This is a genomic window from Klebsiella planticola ATCC 33531, assembly GCF_000735435.1.
Taxonomy (GTDB): domain Bacteria; phylum Pseudomonadota; class Gammaproteobacteria; order Enterobacterales; family Enterobacteriaceae; genus Klebsiella; species Klebsiella planticola.
This window is the reverse complement of the sequence record NZ_JMPP01000060.1, coordinates 14332-31856: the sequence shown is the minus strand read 5'-3', so window position 1 is coordinate 31856 and position 17525 is coordinate 14332. Positions and strand designations below refer to the sequence as shown.

The 17525-nt window shown below is 54.1% G+C and carries 12 protein-coding genes and 7 tRNA genes; 4 read left to right on the top strand and 15 right to left on the bottom strand.

Annotated features, from left to right (window positions below; genetic code table 11):
• Positions 1 to 25 precede the first annotated feature (25 nt).
• The 12 genes from GRPL_RS03215 to nagB all read right to left on the bottom strand — a co-directional run bounded on the left by GRPL_RS03215 (position 26) and on the right by nagB (position 7095).
• Positions 26 to 100 (bottom strand) — tRNA-Gln (locus tag GRPL_RS03215).
• A gap of 36 nt (positions 101 to 136) precedes the next feature.
• Positions 137 to 211: transfer RNA gene (locus GRPL_RS03220), tRNA-Gln, on the bottom strand.
• A 46-nt stretch (positions 212 to 257) separates the two neighbouring features.
• A tRNA-Met gene (locus GRPL_RS03225) sits at positions 258 to 334 on the bottom strand.
• A gap of 20 nt (positions 335 to 354) precedes the next feature.
• Positions 355 to 429 (bottom strand) — tRNA-Gln (locus GRPL_RS03230).
• A 36-nt stretch (positions 430 to 465) separates the two neighbouring features.
• Positions 466 to 540, bottom strand: a tRNA-Gln gene (locus tag GRPL_RS03235).
• A 110-nt stretch (positions 541 to 650) separates the two neighbouring features.
• A tRNA-Leu gene (locus GRPL_RS03240) sits at positions 651 to 735 on the bottom strand.
• A 9-nt stretch (positions 736 to 744) separates the two neighbouring features.
• Positions 745 to 821, bottom strand: a tRNA-Met gene (locus GRPL_RS03245).
• Between the two features lie 226 nt (positions 822 to 1047).
• Positions 1048 to 2712, bottom strand: coding sequence for an asparagine synthase B (gene asnB, locus GRPL_RS03250; protein WP_004859583.1), 1665 nt, complete (start codon positions 2710 to 2712; stop codon positions 1048 to 1050).
• 279 nt (positions 2713 to 2991) lie between these two features.
• The gene (locus GRPL_RS03255) at positions 2992 to 3744 is read right to left on the bottom strand and encodes an HAD-IIA family hydrolase (RefSeq protein ID WP_015584887.1); all 753 of its coding nucleotides are present in this window, start codon (positions 3742 to 3744) and stop codon (positions 2992 to 2994) included.
• A gap of 45 nt (positions 3745 to 3789) precedes the next feature.
• A complete protein-coding gene (gene nagC / locus GRPL_RS03260) occupies positions 3790 to 5010 on the bottom strand; it encodes a DNA-binding transcriptional regulator NagC (protein ID WP_004859587.1) in 1221 nt (406 codons plus the stop codon).
• A gap of 7 nt (positions 5011 to 5017) precedes the next feature.
• Positions 5018 to 6166: an N-acetylglucosamine-6-phosphate deacetylase gene (nagA, locus tag GRPL_RS03265; RefSeq protein ID WP_032688842.1), complete on the bottom strand. Its 1149-nt coding sequence runs from the start codon at positions 6164 to 6166 to the stop codon at positions 5018 to 5020.
• A gap of 128 nt (positions 6167 to 6294) precedes the next feature.
• Positions 6295 to 7095, bottom strand: a complete 801-nt coding sequence (gene nagB, locus GRPL_RS03270) for a glucosamine-6-phosphate deaminase (RefSeq protein ID WP_032700571.1) — start codon at positions 7093 to 7095, stop codon at positions 6295 to 6297.
• Between the two features lie 313 nt (positions 7096 to 7408).
• On the opposite strand from nagB, the gene nagE reads away from it, so the two are divergent.
• From nagE to GRPL_RS03290, 4 genes are all read left to right on the top strand, one after another.
• On the top strand, positions 7409 to 9430 hold the full coding sequence (gene nagE, locus GRPL_RS03275) for an N-acetylglucosamine-specific PTS transporter subunit IIBC (RefSeq protein WP_032696394.1): 2022 nt from the start codon (positions 7409 to 7411) through the stop codon (positions 9428 to 9430).
• A gap of 178 nt (positions 9431 to 9608) precedes the next feature.
• Positions 9609 to 11276, top strand: coding sequence for a glutamine--tRNA ligase (gene glnS, locus GRPL_RS03280; RefSeq protein WP_032688838.1), 1668 nt, complete (start codon positions 9609 to 9611; stop codon positions 11274 to 11276).
• Positions 11277 to 11730: 454 nt separating this feature from the next.
• On the top strand, positions 11731 to 13134 hold the full coding sequence (chiP, locus tag GRPL_RS03285) for a chitoporin ChiP (RefSeq protein ID WP_032688837.1): 1404 nt from the start codon (positions 11731 to 11733) through the stop codon (positions 13132 to 13134).
• A gap of 47 nt (positions 13135 to 13181) precedes the next feature.
• Entirely contained in the window at positions 13182 to 13514 is a 333-nt protein-coding gene (locus GRPL_RS03290; protein ID WP_032688836.1) for a ChiQ/YbfN family lipoprotein, read from the top strand.
• Positions 13515 to 13589: 75 nt separating this feature from the next.
• Here the strand turns inward: GRPL_RS03290 and GRPL_RS03295 are convergent, their stop codons facing one another.
• From GRPL_RS03295 to GRPL_RS03305, 3 genes are all read right to left on the bottom strand, one after another.
• On the bottom strand, positions 13590 to 14399 hold the full coding sequence (locus tag GRPL_RS03295; protein WP_032688835.1) for an SDR family oxidoreductase: 810 nt from the start codon (positions 14397 to 14399) through the stop codon (positions 13590 to 13592).
• 34 nt (positions 14400 to 14433) lie between these two features.
• Positions 14434 to 16278: a 3D-(3,5/4)-trihydroxycyclohexane-1,2-dione acylhydrolase (decyclizing) gene (gene iolD, locus GRPL_RS03300; protein ID WP_032700572.1), complete on the bottom strand. Its 1845-nt coding sequence runs from the start codon at positions 16276 to 16278 to the stop codon at positions 14434 to 14436.
• 159 nt (positions 16279 to 16437) lie between these two features.
• A complete protein-coding gene (locus GRPL_RS03305; protein WP_046852940.1) occupies positions 16438 to 17376 on the bottom strand; it encodes a MurR/RpiR family transcriptional regulator in 939 nt (312 codons plus the stop codon).
• Positions 17377 to 17525 lie beyond the last annotated feature (149 nt).

Below are 17525 nucleotides of genomic sequence, written 5' to 3'. Positions count from 1 at the left end.
CGAAGCGAGCTTTTTTGTTATTAAGTGGCTGGGGTACGAGGATTCGAACCTCGGAATGCTGGTATCAGAAACCAGAGCCTTACCGCTTGGCGATACCCCAACGGGTGCGTCCACAGTGTGAACGACTTTTTAAAATTGGCTGGGGTACGAGGATTCGAACCTCGGAATGCCGGAATCAGAATCCGGTGCCTTACCGCTTGGCGATACCCCAACAATTCTTTCTGGATTTATCGAAATGAATCAATAAGTCCTTTATATGGTGGCTACGACGGGATTCGAACCTGTGACCCCATCATTATGAGTGATGTGCTCTAACCAGCTGAGCTACGTAGCCAAGTTTATCATGTTCTTCGATGGCTGGGGTACCTGGATTCGAACCAGGGAATGCCGGTATCAAAAACCGGTGCCTTACCGCTTGGCGATACCCCAATAACCGTCGCGGTGAACCGCAAACATCGAAGAAAATGGCTGGGGTACCTGGATTCGAACCAGGGAATGCCGGTATCAAAAACCGGTGCCTTACCGCTTGGCGATACCCCAACAAAAAAATCTTTTACTTCCAGATGAGGTTATCTACAAACTTATTACGGCAGCCTTAATGGCTATCTTACAGCCTGGATATACCCCATCCGTGCAACGCTTTGGGTGAATGGTGCGGGAGGCGAGACTTGAACTCGCACACCTTGCGGCGCCAGAACCTAAATCTGGTGCGTCTACCAATTTCGCCACTCCCGCAAAAAAAGATGGTGGCTACGACGGGATTCGAACCTGTGACCCCATCATTATGAGTGATGTGCTCTAACCAGCTGAGCTACGTAGCCATCTTTTTTTCGCGTTACCTTATCGGCGTTGCGGGGCGCATTATGCGTATTGGGCCTGCGAGCGTCAACCCCTTTTTCAATGAAAATCGCCGGAATGTGACTGTTTGGTTAGGTTGCGAACAGCGTGATGGAATAATCGGCAATTATTGGTTATTTATCGCTTTTCTGCGGTAAAAAAAGCAATAAAAAAACGGACCCCGAGGGGTCCGCCGATCGTACAAAGTGATTATTTATAAGCTGACTGGTGAACGCCCACGGCGCGTCCTGACGGATCGTTCATGGTTTTGAACGCTTCGTCCCACTCAATCGCCTTAGCCGATGAACAGGCGACTGACGGGCCGCCAGGTACGCATTCGGCAGCGCTAGGAACCGGGAACAGCTCCTCGAAGATTTCACGATACAGATACGCTTCTTTGGAAGACGGCGTGTTGTACGGGAAACGGAAGCTGGCGGTTTCCAGCTGCTGGTCGGAGACCTGTTTTGCCGCCACCTCTTTTAACGTATCGATCCAGCTGTAGCCTACGCCGTCAGAGAACTGCTCTTTCTGGCGCCATGCGACGCTGGCCGGCAGATAGGATTCAAAACATTCACGCAGGATATGTTTTTCCATTTTGCCGTTACCACACATTTTGTCCTGCGGGTTAATACGCATCGCAACGTCAAGGAACTGCTTGTCGAGGAACGGGACGCGCGCTTCCACACCCCAGGCTGACATGGCTTTGTTTGCCCGGGCGCAGTCAAACATATGCAGCGCCTGCAGCTTACGAACGGTCTCTTCATGCAGCTCTTTAGCGTTTGGCGCTTTATGGAAATAGAGATAGCCGCCGAACACCTCATCAGAACCTTCGCCTGACAACACCATTTTGATGCCCATCGCTTTGATTTTACGCGACATTAAATACATCGGCGTCGAGGCGCGGATGGTGGTCACATCGTAGGTTTCGATGTGATAGATAACGTCGCGGATGGCATCAAGGCCTTCCTGCACGGTGAAATGGATCTCGTGGTGGACGGTACCCAGATGGTTCGCCACTTCCTGCGCGGCTTTCAGATCCGGCGAGCCCTGCAGGCCGACGGCAAAAGAGTGCAGCTGCGGCCACCAGGCTTCACTGCGTTCCTGATCTTCAACCCGGCGAGCGGCGAATTTTTTGGTGATGGCGGAGATAACCGACGAATCGAGACCACCGGACAGCAGCACGCCATAAGGCACATCAGACATCAGATGGCTTTTGACGGACTCTTCCAGCGCCTGACGCAGTTCGTTTTTATCCGTGACGTTGTCTTTAACCGCATCATAGTCGAACCAGTCACGCTGATAGTACTGACGGATCTCGCCGTCTTTGCTCCACAGGTAGCTACCTGCCGGGAATTCTTTGATTGTGCGGCAGACCGGTACCAGCGCTTTCATTTCTGAGGCGACGTAGAAGTTGCCGTGCTCATCGTGACCCATATACAGCGGAATGATGCCGATATGGTCGCGACCAATCAGATACGCGTCCTGCTCGCTATCGTACAGGGCGAAGGCGAACATCCCCTGCAGATCGTCGAGGAATGCCGGGCCTTTTTCCTGGTACAGGGCGAGGATAACTTCGCAGTCGGAGCCGGTCTGGAAGGTATAGCGGTCGCCATATTCCGCACGCAGTGCCTGATGGTTGTAAATTTCGCCGTTTACCGCCAGCGCGTGGGTTTTTTGCGCGTTGTACAATGGCTGGGCTCCGGCGTTCACGTCAACGATAGACAGACGCTCATGGACCAAAATGGCTTTATCGCTGGCGTAGACGCCGGACCAGTCCGGACCGCGGTGGCGCATCAGGCGGGAAAGTTCCAGTGCCTTTTTACGCAGCTCGACCGCGTCAGTTTTAATATCCAGTACGCCGAAAATTGAACACATAACCTTCTCCATTACCCTGTCGTGTTGTGATGTTGTGCAGACGTCGTCTTATCGCGAGGTCTCAGTGCATGTCTAAGAAAATGCCGCAAAGGAGAGGGAGGCGCAAGAGATTTACGGTCAGTAAAAGAAAAAACGCAATGGCGATTGCTGAATATTAAAAAAAGAACATGTTTTGAGCATCTTTATTGATGAATATGCAGTGACATGGCGTTTTTATTAGATGTGTCTCTTTTTTGAAGTGCGATAAATGAAAAACCACGTCCTGGGACGTGGTTTTGTTCAGAAAATATCAATTTCGGCAACGGACGGATAGATCCACGAAGGGCGGAACGGCAGGCTGTCGATATCGTCGAGCGTCGACACGCCGGAGAGAACCAAAATGGTTTCCAGACCGGCCTGGAAACCGGCCAGGATATCGGTACGCAGGTTGTCGCCGACGATAACCGTCTGCTCGGAGTGCGCCTGCATCTTATTCAGCGCAGAACGGATAATCCACGGGCTGGGTTTTCCCACGTAGAACGGCTTGCGGCCGGAGATCTTCTCAATTCCGGCACAGAGAGCGCCGCAGGCCGGATAGAAGCCGCGGCCGTGAGTATCCGGATTGGTGGCAATGAAGCGCGCGCCGTTGGCGACAAAGAAGGCCGCTTTATGCATCATCTCCCAGTTAAAGGAGCGGGTTTCACCGACGATAACAAAATCCGGGTTGACGTCGGTAATGGTAAAGCCGGCTTTATAAAGCTCGTGAATCAGCGCGCCTTCCCCGACCACGTAGGCTTTCTTGCCTTCCTGGCGGCGCAGGAAATCAGCGGTGGCCATCGCGGAGGTATAAAAGGCGCTATCCGGCACGTCGATCCCGGCGGTCGCAAAGCGGTTTGCCAGGTCCTGCCCGGTCTGGGAAGGGTAGTTGGTCAACATCACCAACGGCATATCTTTCTCAAGAATGCGTTTGATAAATTCAGCAGCGCCCGGCACGGCCACATTGTCGTGCATCAGCACGCCGTCAATATCACAGATTACGTTTTGAATGGTCATGGACAGTCCGACATCGTTGAAGAAAGGCGAAACTATATAGCCGCGTTAGCTTTCCAGCAAACGCTGGAGCAGTATACCGTTGAGCATGGCGCGTTTCACCAGCGCAAAAGCGCCGATTGCGGAGCGGTGATCTAACGTGGAGCGAACGACCGGCAGATTCTTGCGAAACGCCTTCAGTGCCTGAGCGTTAATGCAGCCTTCAATCGCCGGTAACAGCACCTTCTCTGCTTCGACAATTTCGCCGGCGATCACCACTTTTTGTGGATTAAACAGGTTAATGGCGATAGCAATGGTTTTACCCAGGTGACGTCCCACATATTCGATGACCTCGCAGGCCAGGGCGTCGCCTTTGTTAGCGGCTTTGCAGATAGCTTTGATCGTGCACTCATCCGCAGTCAGTTTACTCTGGTAGCCCTGTTCAAGAAGGTGGCGCACGCGTTGTTCGATGGCGGCGTTCGCCGCGACGGTCTCCAGGCAGCCAAAATTCCCGCAGTGACAGCGTTCGCCCAGCGGATCGACCTGAATATGACCTATCTCGCCGACGTTGCCGTTACGACCGATAAAAATGCGTCCGTTGGAGATGATTCCCGCGCCGGTACCGCGATGGACGCGCACCAGAATAGAGTCTTCGCAATCCTGACTTGCACCAAAATAGTGCTCTGCCAGCGCAAGGCTGCGAATATCGTGGCCAACAAAGCAGGTGACTTTAAAGCGTTTTTCCAACGCTTCAACCAGCCCCCAGTTCTCGACCTGAATATGCGGCATATAGCGAATCACACCGCTTTCCGGGTCAACGAGTCCGGGTAAGATCACGGAGATGGCGATAAGTTCGCGGATCTTGCGCTGGCAGCGTTCAGTAAAGGCCGCAATGATATTCAGCAGCGCATGTTCCAGCGTCTCCTGGGTACGTTCCGGCAGCGGAAAATGTTCTTCTTCCAGCGTCTTGCTGCTTAAATCATACAGGGTCAGGGTCGCGTCATAGCGACCAAGGCGCACGCCGATAGCATGGAAGTTGCGGGTTTCCGCAATAATAGAGATGGCGCGGCGGCCCCCGGTGGAGGCCTGCTGATCGACTTCTTTGATCAGCCCGCGTTCAATCAGTTGACGCGTGATTTTAGTCACGCTGGCAGGGGCAAGCTGGCTTTGTTCCGCGATCTGAATGCGCGAAATGGGGCCGTGCTGGTCAATGAGCCGATACACGGCCGCGCTGTTCAGCTGTTTTACGAGATCAACGTTACCAATTTGAGCATGTCCGCCTGCTGTCATTCTTTACTTACTCAGTGACGACCTCGTTACCATTAACGATGGTCTTGATGATTTTATAATCGCGGGTAAAGGCGGTCAGGTTAGCGACCATTCCCGGTGCGATGCTGCCGAGCTGTTTCTCTACGCCAATGGCGCGCGCGGGGTAGAGGGTTGCCATACGCAACACTTCGTCCAGTGCGATACCGCAATGCTCGACGAGATTGCGAACGCCTTCAATCATGGTCAGCGAAGAACCGCTGAGGGTACCATTTTCATCCACGCACAGCCCGTTACGGTAGTATATTGTTTTACCAGCAAAAATGAACTGGTCAATATGCGCGCCAGCCGGGGCGGTTGCGTCAGTGACGAGGCACAGCTTGTCGCCTTTCAGGCGTTTTGCATTCCGCACGTTAGCATAATCGACATGCATGCCGTCGACGATAATACCGCAGTAAACGTCCGGTTCGTCGAAAATCGCGCCTGCCAGGCCCGGTTCACGCCCGGTGATGTACGGCATGGCGTTGTACAGATGGGTGGCGAAGGTAATGCCCGCGCGAAAACCGATTTTCGCTTCTTTCAGCGTGGCATTGGAGTGGCCTGCGGAAACCACGATCCCGGCAGCCACCAGTTTACGAATCACTTCGGTACTGACGCGCTCAGGGGCGAGAGTCACTTTGGTTATTACATCCGCGTTTTCACACAGGAAATCGACCAGCGCAGCGTCCGGCTTACGCACGTAGTCCGGGTTGTGCGTGCCTTTTTTCACGATGTTCAGCCACGGGCCTTCAAGGTGCAGACCCAGCGCCTGGTTGGGATGTTTTTGCAGGTACTCGCGCATGACGCGCACGCCCTGTTTCATCAAATCATCGCTGGAGGTAATCAGCGTCGGCAGATAGCTGGTGCAGCCGGAACGTTCGTTGGCCTTCTGCATAATTTCCAGCGTTTCGACGGTAACTGCGTCAGGGCTGTCGTTAAACTGCACGCCGCCACAACCGTTCAGCTGGACGTCGATAAAACCGGGGGCCAGAATGGCGCCATTGACCGAGCGTTGCTCAATCTCAGACGGTAAATCAGCCAGTGAACAGATACGTTCGATAAGGCCATCAGCGATGATAATCGCATGGTCATCCAGAATTTCATGACCGGTATAAATCCGGCCTTGGGTTAATGCATACATTACGACCCCCGGTTCACACGCGCTCTGCTGCAGGCTGGCTTCTGTATGGTTGCTCTGATGCCGCCTGGCGGAGCTGGTGTAGCAAAAAAATGAAATGTCCTGCGGACAGGCCGCAGGACGAGACTACCTTACAGCCCTTTGACGTTTTCGGCTTCTAATTCATTGAAGTATTTCAACGTCTTCACTTTCAGCTCCATGGTGGACGGCTCGTCGCAGACGATCACCGCTTTCGGGTGCAGCTGCAGACAGGTAATGGTCCACATATGGTTGACGTTGCCTTCAACCGCTGCCTGCAGCGCCAGCGCTTTCTGGTGACCCAGTACCAGAATCATCACTTCTTCCGCATCCAGCAGGGTGCCCACGCCCACGGTCAGCGCATATTTCGGCACCAGATCCACGTCGCCGTCGAAGAAACGGGAGTTTGCCACGCGGGTTTCATGGGTCAGGGTTTTAATACGGGTACGGGAGGCCAGTGAAGAGGCCGGTTCGTTGAAGGCGATATGCCCGTCGTTGCCAACGCCGCCCATAAACAGGTTGATTTTGCCGTAGGAGCGGATTTTTTCTTCATAACGGCGGCATTCTTCATCGATATCTGGCGCATTGCCGTTCAGCAGGTTAATGTTTTCCGCCGGAATATCAACGTGATCAAAGAAATTACGATGCATGAAGCTATGATAGCTTTCCGGATGCTCTTTCGGCAGACCGACATATTCGTCCATGTTGAAGGTCACAACATGTTTAAAGCTAACCTGGCCTGATTTGTGCATTTCAACCAGCGCTTTGTAAGCGGTCAGAGGCGTACCACCGGTAGGCAGACCCAGGACAAACGGACGGTCCGCCGTCGGTTTGAACGCGTTAATGCGGTTAACGATGTGGCGAGCGGCCCATTTGCCGACTTGTTCAGCGGTTACCAGGGGGATCAGTCTCATTCTTCACCTCTATAGTTAAATTAGAACCTGGCGGATTGGCGCCGGCATACTATTAAGAGTATTACAGTCACTACGACGAGCGGGGTCAATCCGTGTTGATTTTTTGAATGATAAAATAAGTTTTCGATGTTAGCCAGTCGCAGGGAGGGGTTAATACGATATTTGGTGATTATAGTCACAAAAAATACGCATTTAATTTGCGATACGAATTAATTTTCCACACACTTTGCAAGTAAGTTAAAAAACCAACCTGGTTACACAATAAAAAAGTGGCTTTGAATGAGCCTTATCGGGGTCTCATAGGGGGAATAAAGTGAGTATTCTAGGTTATCTACAAAAGGTTGGCCGCGCGCTTATGGTGCCGGTCGCCACGCTGCCGGCGGCAGCGATATTAATGGGTGTCGGTTACTGGATTGACCCGGTAGGCTGGGGTGGAGACAACGCGCTGGCGGCGTTCTTCATTAAATCCGGTTCCGCGATCATCGACAACATGTCCGTACTATTTGCCATTGGTGTGGCTTATGGTATGTCCAAAGATAAAGACGGCGCTGCGGCGCTTACCGGTTTTGTGGGCTTCCTCGTGTTGACCACGCTCTGCTCTCCGGCTGCGGTTTCCATGATCCAGAAGATTCCGGCGGATCAGGTTCCGGCTGCATTCGGGAAAATCAGCAACCAGTTCGTGGGGATCCTCGTAGGGATCATTTCCGCGGAGCTGTATAACCGCTTTAGCAGCGTTGAACTGCCGAAAGCGCTCTCCTTCTTCAGCGGCCGCCGACTGGTGCCGATCCTCACCTCTTTTGTGATGATTGTTGTCGCGTTCATCATGATGTACATCTGGCCGGTTATCTTCGACGGTCTGGTGAACTTCGGTGAGCATATCCAGAAACTGGGTTCCGTCGGTGCGGGCGTGTATGCGTTCTTCAACCGTCTGCTCATTCCGGTCGGTCTGCACCACGCGCTGAACTCCGTGTTCTGGTTTGACGTTGCCGGTATTAACGATATCCCTAACTTCCTCGGCGGCGCTCAGTCCATCGAAGCAGGTAAAGCGGTTGTGGGAATCACCGGTCGTTACCAGGCGGGCTTCTTCCCGATCATGATGTTTGGTTTACCGGGTGCGGCGCTGGCTATCTACCACTGCGCGCGTCCTGAGAACAAGGCAAAAGTGCTGGGTATTATGATGGCGGGCGCCTTTGCCGCCTTCTTTACCGGGATCACTGAACCGCTGGAGTTCTCCTTCATGTTCGTGGCGCCGGTGCTGTATGTCATTCACGCCGTGCTGACCGGTATCTCCGTGTTCATCGCTGCCAGCATGCACTGGATTGCCGGTTTCGGCTTCAGCGCCGGTCTGGTGGATATGGTGCTGTCGTCCCGTAACCCGCTGGCGGTCCACTGGTGGATGCTGATCCCGCAGGGTCTGGTCTTCTTTGTTATTTACTACGTGGTCTTCCGCTTCACCATCACCAAATTCAACCTGATGACCCCGGGTCGCGAACTGGCCGTTGCCGGTAGCGAAGCGGATGGCCAGGATGTGAATGTCAGCAGCGGCAGCGAGCAGGATGTTGCAGGGCTGGCACGTCAGTATATCGCTGCAGTCGGCGGTTCTGACAACCTGACCGGTATCGATGCGTGCATCACCCGTTTGCGTCTGAACGTTAAGGACTCTTCACTGGTGAACGAAGCGCTGGCGAAACGTCTGGGCGCGTCTGGCGTTATTCGCCTGAACAAAACCAGCGTACAGATCATTGTCGGCTTCGTGGCGGAAAAAATCGCTAACGCGATGAAAACGACGGGACCCGTGGCGGCGGCAGAAGCCAACGCGGCACCGGCCGCGGCCGCTCCGACTGCAAAACCGCAGGCCGTGGCTAACGCCAAAACCATCGCCGCGCTGGTATCGCCGATTACCGGTGATATCGTTGCGCTGGAGCAGGTGCCTGATGAAGCCTTCGCCAGCAAAGCGGTCGGCGATGGTGTGGCGGTGAAACCGACCGACAAAACCGTCGTGGCTCCGGCTGCCGGTACTGTCGTGAAGATCTTCAACACCAACCACGCGTTCTGTCTGGAAACGGAAAATGGCGCGGAAATCGTCGTCCATATGGGCATCGATACCGTGGCGCTGAACGGCCAGGGCTTCAAACGTCTGGTTGAAGAAGGCGCGGAAGTGCAGGCTGGCCAGCCGATTCTGGAAATGGATCTGGACTTCCTGAATGCCAATGCCCGTTCCATGATCAGCCCGGTCGTGTGCAGCAACAGCGACGATTACAGTGCGCTGGTGATTCTGGCAACCGGTAAGGTTGTGGCAGGTCAGACGCCGCTGTATGAGATTAAAGGCAAGTAAGGCTCCTGAGTAGCGTTTATGCCTGAGCGGCGGGGGGAAACCTCCGCCGCTTTTTTTTCGCCCATCTGACCCCATAATCTTCTTCAGATACGTATTTTCAGTAACTAATAGTTGTCTCTACGCCCCGCTTGTAAGATCATGTGCCGTTATACGTTGTTTACGCTTTGAGGAACCCACGATGAGTGAGGCAGAAGCCCGCCCGACTAACTTTATTCGTCAGATCATCGATGAAGATCTGGCTACTGGTAAGCACACCACCGTTCATACTCGTTTCCCGCCGGAACCGAACGGTTATCTGCACATTGGCCATGCGAAGTCTATTTGCCTGAACTTTGGTATTGCTCAGGATTATCAAGGCCAATGCAACCTGCGTTTCGATGACACCAACCCGGTGAAAGAAGATATCGAATACGTGGAGTCGATTAAAAACGACGTGCAGTGGTTAGGTTTCCACTGGTCCGGGGATGTTTGCTACTCGTCTGATTATTTTGACCAGCTGCACCAGTATGCCGTTGAGCTGATTAACAAAGGCCTGGCCTATGTTGACGAACTGTCGGCGGATGAAATTCGCGAATATCGCGGTTCGCTGAAAGCGCCGGGTAAAAACAGCCCGTATCGCGATCGCAGCGTGGAAGAGAACCTGGCGCTGTTTGAAAAAATGCGTGCCGGTGGTTTTGAAGAGGGGAAGGCCTGCCTGCGTGCGAAAATCGATATGGCCTCGCCGTTTATCGTCATGCGCGATCCGGTACTGTACCGCATTAAATTTGCCGATCATCATCAGACCGGCAGCAAGTGGTGCATCTATCCGATGTACGACTTCACGCACTGCATTAGCGATGCGCTGGAAGGCATTACGCACTCCCTGTGTACCCTGGAGTTCCAGGACAACCGTCGCCTGTATGACTGGGTACTGGACAACATCAGCATCCCGGTTCACCCGCGTCAGTACGAATTCTCGCGTCTGAATCTCGAATATACCGTGATGTCCAAGCGTAAACTGAACCAGCTGGTTACCGAGAAGCACGTAGAAGGCTGGGATGACCCGCGTATGCCGACCATTTCCGGTCTGCGTCGTCGCGGCTATACCGCCAGTTCTATTCGTGAATTCTGCAAACGCATTGGCGTGACCAAGCAGGACAACACCATTGAGATGGCGTCACTGGAATCCTGCATCCGCGAAGATCTCAACGAAAACGCTCCGCGCGCCATGGCCGTTATCGACCCGGTTAAGCTGGTCATCGAAAACTACCCGCAGGATGCAAGCGAGATGGTGACGATGCCGAATCATCCGAATAAACCGGAGATGGGCAGCCGTGAAGTTCCGTTCAGCGCGGAGATCTGGATCGACCGTGCCGACTTCCGTGAAGAAGCGAATAAGCAGTACAAGCGTCTGGTGCTGGGTAAAGAAGTTCGCCTGCGTAATGCCTACGTGATCAAGGCCGAGCGCGTAGAGAAGGATGAAGAGGGCACGATCACCACCATCTTCTGTACCTATGACGCCGATACGCTGAGCAAAGATCCTGCCGATGGTCGCAAGGTGAAGGGCGTTATCCATTGGGTCAGCGCGGCGCACGCGCTGCCGGTGGAAATCCGTCTGTACGATCGCCTGTTCAGCGTGCCGAATCCAGGAGCGGAAGAAGACTTCCTGACGGTGATGAACCCTGAATCGTTGGTGATCAAGCAGGGCTTCGCTGAGCCGAGCCTGGCCGCAGCGGAGGCCAGCAAAGCCTATCAGTTTGAGCGTGAAGGCTATTTCTGTCTCGATAGCCGCTATGCAACCGCAACGCATCTGGTGTTTAACCGCACCGTTGGTCTGCGTGATACCTGGGCTAAAGTCGGCGAGTAAATTTTTCGTCGCGGCCTGGCCGTCGTCTCTGTGTAAAAACGCCGCATGTAGCGGCGTTTTTTTTTATTTTGGAATCAGTGAATTAAGTTCGTTATTTTCGCGATGCGAATTAATCTTGTTTGCTGTTTGTCATATCTGCCAGACCTGCCACTCCTCCCGCCGGTACCTAAAACGGCTGTAAGCGCTTTCATTCGTTATTTTCTTTCGATTTAGTAATTACTTACGCGTAAAAAGTATGAGACCTGATATTGTTACAAAAAGAAATAGAATATGTGCGCTTTGTCATAATCTTAAGCTTTGATCGGCGAAAGAGATTGATAATTCGCGTCACGAAAAATAGTCTATCAGCAGTGGTTACGCGGCTTTTACCGCTCCACCTTTTTAGCAGTCTTATTTATTTTTTCGCGGCTTGCCTTTGGCTCCGCGTTTTTAAAACGTCAAAGAGGATATGCACATGCGTACGTTTAGTGGCAAACGTAGTACGCTGGCGCTGGCTATTGCCGCCGTCACCGCGATGTCGGGCTGGATCGTTGTTCCGCAGGCCAGCGCAGCAGGTTTTATTGATGATTCCACCTTAACCGGCGGCATTTACTACTGGCAGCGTGAGCGCGACCGGAAAGATGTGACCGACGGCGATAAATACAAAACCAACCTTTCCCATTCGACCTGGAACGCCAATCTGGATTTCCAGTCCGGCTATGCCGCTGATATGTTTGGTATTGACGTGGCTGCCTTCACCGCAATTGAAATGGCGGAAAGCAGCGAAAGCGGTCACCCGAACGAAATTGCCTTCTCCTCAAAAAATAAAGCCTACGACGAAGATTACTCTGGCGATAAGAGCGGGATCAGCCTGTATAAAGCTGCGGCGAAATTTAAATATGGCCCGGTATGGGCTCGCGGCGGTTATATCCAGCCAACCGGGCAAACGCTGCTGGCTCCGCACTGGAGCTTTATGCCGGGTACTTACCAGGGTGCTGAAGCCGGCGCCAATTTTGATTATGGCGATGCCGGCGCGCTGAGTTTCTCCTATATGTGGACGAACGAATACAAAGCGCCATGGCACATTGAGATGGATAAGTTCTACCAGAACGACAAGAAAACCAAAGTCGATTATCTGCACTCACTGGGTGCCAAATACGATTTTAAAAATGACCTCGTGCTGGAAGCGGCGTTTGGTCAGGCTGAAGGCTATATCGACCAGTATTTTGCCAAAGCCAGCTATAAATTTGATATTGCCGGAACGCCGTTAAATACCAGCTACCAGTTCTACGGCACCCGCGACAAAGTCAGTAACGGCGGTACGAACGATATCTACGACGGTACCGCCTGGCTGCAGGCGCTGACCTTTGGCTACAAGGTTGCTGATGTCCTCGATCTGCGTCTGGAAGGCACCTGGGTGAAAGCTGAAGGCCAGCAGGGCTACTTCCTGCAGCGTATGACTCCGACCTATGCTTCCTCCAACGGTCGTCTTGATATCTGGTGGGATAACCGCTCTGACTTCAACGCCAACGGTGAAAAAGCGGTGTTCTTCGGTGCGATGTATGACATGAAGAACTGGAATATGCCGGGCTGGGCGTTCGGCGCGTCATACGTGTACGCGTGGGATGCTAAACCGGGCAAAATGTCCACGCCGGACGCTTACTACAACCCGGACAAACGTCTGGAAGAGTCCGCCTATAGCCTCGATGCCATGTACACCGTCCAGGACGGCCGCGCGAAAGGGACATTGTTCAAACTGCACTTTACCCAATACGACAACCACTCCGATATCCCGAGCTGGAGCGGTGGCTATGGCAACATCTTCCAGGACGAGCGTGACGTGAAGTTCATGGTTATTGCCCCGTTCACTATTTTCTGATGCCGCAGCGGCAGGCGTAAACCTGCCGCAAGCCTGAGAGGTCGAATATGAAGAAGCTATTACTCATCGCGGTTATGGCATCGGGCCTGGTAGCCTGCACGCAGTCCCCCGCACCGAAGGAAGATACGAAGTTAAAAGATGCTTATAGCGCCTGTATCAATACGGCGGAAGGGAACCCGGACAAAGTGGAGGCCTGCCAGAGCGTGCTGGACGTGCTGAAAGAAGAGAAACAGCATCAAGCGTTTGCCAACCAGGAAAGCGTGCGCGTTCTGGATTACCAACAATGTATTCAGGCGACCCGTACCGGCAATGACCAGGCGGTGAAAGCACGTTGCGATCGCATCTGGAAGGAGATTCGCAGCAACAACACGCAGCCCTGATCGCAGGCGCCAGACATCGTCAATAAAAACGCCTGATGGTTAACATCAGGCGTTTTTCATGGCGCGCGATCCTGTTTACAGCGGCGCGACCGGAGCAGGGGACTGATCGTAACCGCCCCAGACGGACTGATCGAACTCAATCACCGATCCGGTCATTAACCCGGACTCATCGCTGGCGAGGAAGGCGACCGCGCGCGCAACCTCTTCCGGCTGAATCAGACGGCCAAAGGGCTGTGAGGCGGCGGCTTTTTCCAGCCAGTCATCCTGCGCACCGTGATAGGTCTTCATGATGCGGTCTTCACCTTCCGAGGCCATCCAGCCGATATTCAGCCCGTTTACGCGGATCCGGTTGCGTAACAGCGCGTAGGCGGTGTTGCGGGTTAACGTCGCGAGGGCGCCTTTTGATGAGCAATAGGCGGCAATAAACGGCTGGCCGGCCAATGATGACATGGAGCAGATATTGACGATGCTACCGGTAATGTTTTCCCGGCGCATAATTTTGATCGTCTCCTGCATCAGAAAGAACGGGCCGCGTACATTGGTGGCGAAAATGCTGTCAAAGCGCTCCGGCGTGGTATCAAGAATCGATCCCCGGTCGGTCATTCCGCCTGCGTTGACCAACACATCCACCCGCTTGAATAACTCATCTGCTTTGGCGATCACCGCGCGACAATCGTCTACCGAAGAGAGATCGGCACGCACAAACGTCACCTGGGCTGCCGTACGGCTCATAATCTCGTCGGCGACGAGACGTCCTTTTTCCTGGTTTCGACCACAGATGATGATGCCGCTGGCACCATTTTCGGCCAGCTGACGAGCGATAGCAGCACCCACACCCTGGGTGCCACCGGTGATAACGGCGACTTTGCCGGCGAAATTATTCATGGTTATGCCTCTTTATCTACGTGTTGTGTTGTGGTCAGAAGCCGAAACGTTGCTGCTGGCGTCCGGTAAGATGTTCGGTGTAAGCCTGGTTCACGGATTCACGGGCGCTGACTTCCGGCACCCCGACATCCCACCAGGCATCCCCTGGTGTCCAGCTACAGGGATGAGTGGCGATAGAGATGACGGTCGTACGGTCATTTCCTTTCGCCCACTGAATGGCCGCTTCCAGCTCTGTCAGCGTATTAACCTTGCGGGCGCAGGCACCCATCGATTGCGCGTGAGCGACAAAATCAACATGAAAAGGCTCCTGCACCCGGCAATCTTTCAGCAGGTTATTAAACGATGCGCCGCCCTTGGCGTTTTGCAGGCGGTTGATCACCGCATATCCCCCGTTATCGCAGACGATCAGGATGAATTTATGCCCGGAGAGGACGCTGGAGTAGATATCCGAGTTCATCATCATGTAGGTGCCGTCGCCGATCATCACGATGACATCGCGATCGAGCCCCGCCATTGCGACCCCCCAGCCCGCGGAAAGCTCGTAACCCATGCAGGAGAAGCCGAACTCACAGTCGAAGGTACCCGGATTTTTCACCCGCCAGCCTTTGACCAGCTCGCCCGGCAGCCCGCCGGCGGCGCTGATGATGTAGTCTTCCGGCGCCGCCTGCGCATTGACGATACCCACGACCTGGGCGTAGGTCGGGTCACCTTCCGCCGGAGTCGGCTCCTGTTTTTCGGCGATCAGCGCATTCCACTTCACGAAAGCCTGACGTCCTCTCTCCAGCCACGCGGCGTCTGCCCGCCAGTTGCCCAGCGCCGCGTGTAAATCATTGAGCCCTTCGCGAGCGTCGCACACCAGCGGCAGAGACAGGTGCTTATGCGCGTCGAAACGCGCGGCGTTGAGGGTAATAAACTGCGCGTCATGGCTGAATACGGTCCATGAGCCGGTGACAAAATCCATCAGCCGGGTGCCGATAGCGAGGATCACATCGGCATTGGCCGCCAGCTCATTGGCGGAAGTGGAGCCGAGAATACCGATCGGGCCCATATGCAGCGGATGGTGATGAGTGAAAGTGCCTTTGCCGGCAATGGTTTCCACCACCGGGATCCCATGTTCTGTGGCGAAATTTTCCAGCGCGCTTTCTGCCTGCGAATAACGTACTCCGCCACCGGCGATAATCAACGGACGTTGCGCCCGCAGCAGTCGTTCTGCGGCGAGGGCCAGCTGTACCCGATCGGCCCGTGGGCGCGCCGTCAGATGTACCCGCGGCTGAAAGAAAGCGTCCGGATAGTCATATGCCATCTCCTGCACATCCTGGCAGATACCGATAAACGCCGGACCACAGTCGCCGGGATCGAGCATGGTGGCGACCGCCTGCGGCAGAGAGGAGAGGAGCTGCTCCGGGTAGGTAATGCGATCCCAGTAGCGGCTGACGGCTTTGAACGCGTCGTTAACCGTTTGGGTTGGGTCGTTAAAGTGTTCCACCTGCTGCATCACCGGATCCGGACGACGGCGGGCGAAGCTATCACCACAGATCATCAGCAGGGGTAAGCGGCTGGTATGGGCGACACCTGCCGCCGTCAACAGGTTAGTCGTGCCCGGTCCGATGGACGCGGTGACTACCATAATCTGCCGCCGAACCATCGCTTTAGCAAAACCGACGGCGGCAAAAGCCATGGACTGTTCATTCTGTCCACGCCAGGTCGGGAGGGTTTCCTGTGCGGCTTCCAGGGCTTCACCTAAGCAGGTGACGTTACCATGACCAAAAATGCCATAGACCCCCGGAAAGAGAGGAACCTGTTTCCCGTCCACCTCTGTAAACTGATTGCTCAGATAACGGACGATTGCCTGAGCCGCCGTACAACGAACAGTAGCCATGCTTTTACTCACTCTAAAAGGGGATGCCGTCTAAGGACATCCTGGTTACGGGTGACAGCTTTTATTGCTTTATGTGCCTGGCTAGCAATAAAAGTTGCAAAAAAAGGCTGTGGTTACCCCTTCCCGGCAGACCGGGAGAGGGGGATATCTCATTCTCCATCAGTCGCGCTGGCGTTTACGTCCCATGCTCGCGTGCTGGGCTTGCTCAGTCAGCGTTTCTAGTCGTGGTTCTGCTTCCTCAGGCGAGAGCGCCGACGCTAATGCCATCGCAATGCTTTGCGCCAGGCACACCGGGGCCGCCAGCGACCGCGAGAAGCTGTACTCTTCTTCGGGGATGGTAAACAGAACCCGGGCATTTTTGGCCAACGGCGAAAGCGGGCTATCGGTCATGGCGATGACAGGGATCTGCCGGATAGCCGCTTCATCGGCGATGGCAATCACCTCTTTGGCGTAATGGCGAAAAGAGATGGCAAGCAGTACGTCGCCTTCACGCATATTGCTGGCTATCTGTTGGGCCAGCCCCCCGGAGGAGTCCAGCAGGCAAACCCGGCGATTCAGCATGGTCAGCAGATAGCGCATGAGCTGCGCTACCGGTTCCGAACGTAACTGACCGGCGATAAAAATCGTATCTGCCTCTTTTAACAACCGGGCGGTAACATCCAGGTCCCGCTCGCTGACATTGCTTAATAGCTCCTGCAGGGTGGCGATATCACGGATCACCAGGCTTTGCAGAAAACCCAGATTGCCCTGGTGCTGATTTTTTTTCAGGTCGTTTTCCAGCGCGGTAATCCGCTCATTATATCCCGGTGCCGCCGTCGCCAGCCGGGTCTGGAAGACGCTCTGCATCTGTTTAAATCCGCTGTAGCCGAACGCCTGGGCAAAACGGACCAGCACCGAAGGGTGCATACCGCATTTCGCGGCTATGGCGTTAATCGACTCCAGCGCCACGGTATTGGGGTTTTGCGTAATGTAACGCGCGGCCTGTTGAAAGCGCTCCGACAGCTGGGGATAGCGGCGGGTGATTTCATTCACGATCTGCTCATAGTTGCGATGAGGGATCGTGTTATCCGGCAGCTGGTTGTGTTTTTTCTGACTCATTTGATGGTCTTCCTGGACAGTACACCGTTATGCCTGCACGTTACTGCAATAAAAATTGTGAGTAAAAGCTCATCTGCAATTATTTCTATCCGATCGTTCGGCTGCAGGGAAAAAACTTGGATGAAATTTGTGATTGCTATCGTAAAAAT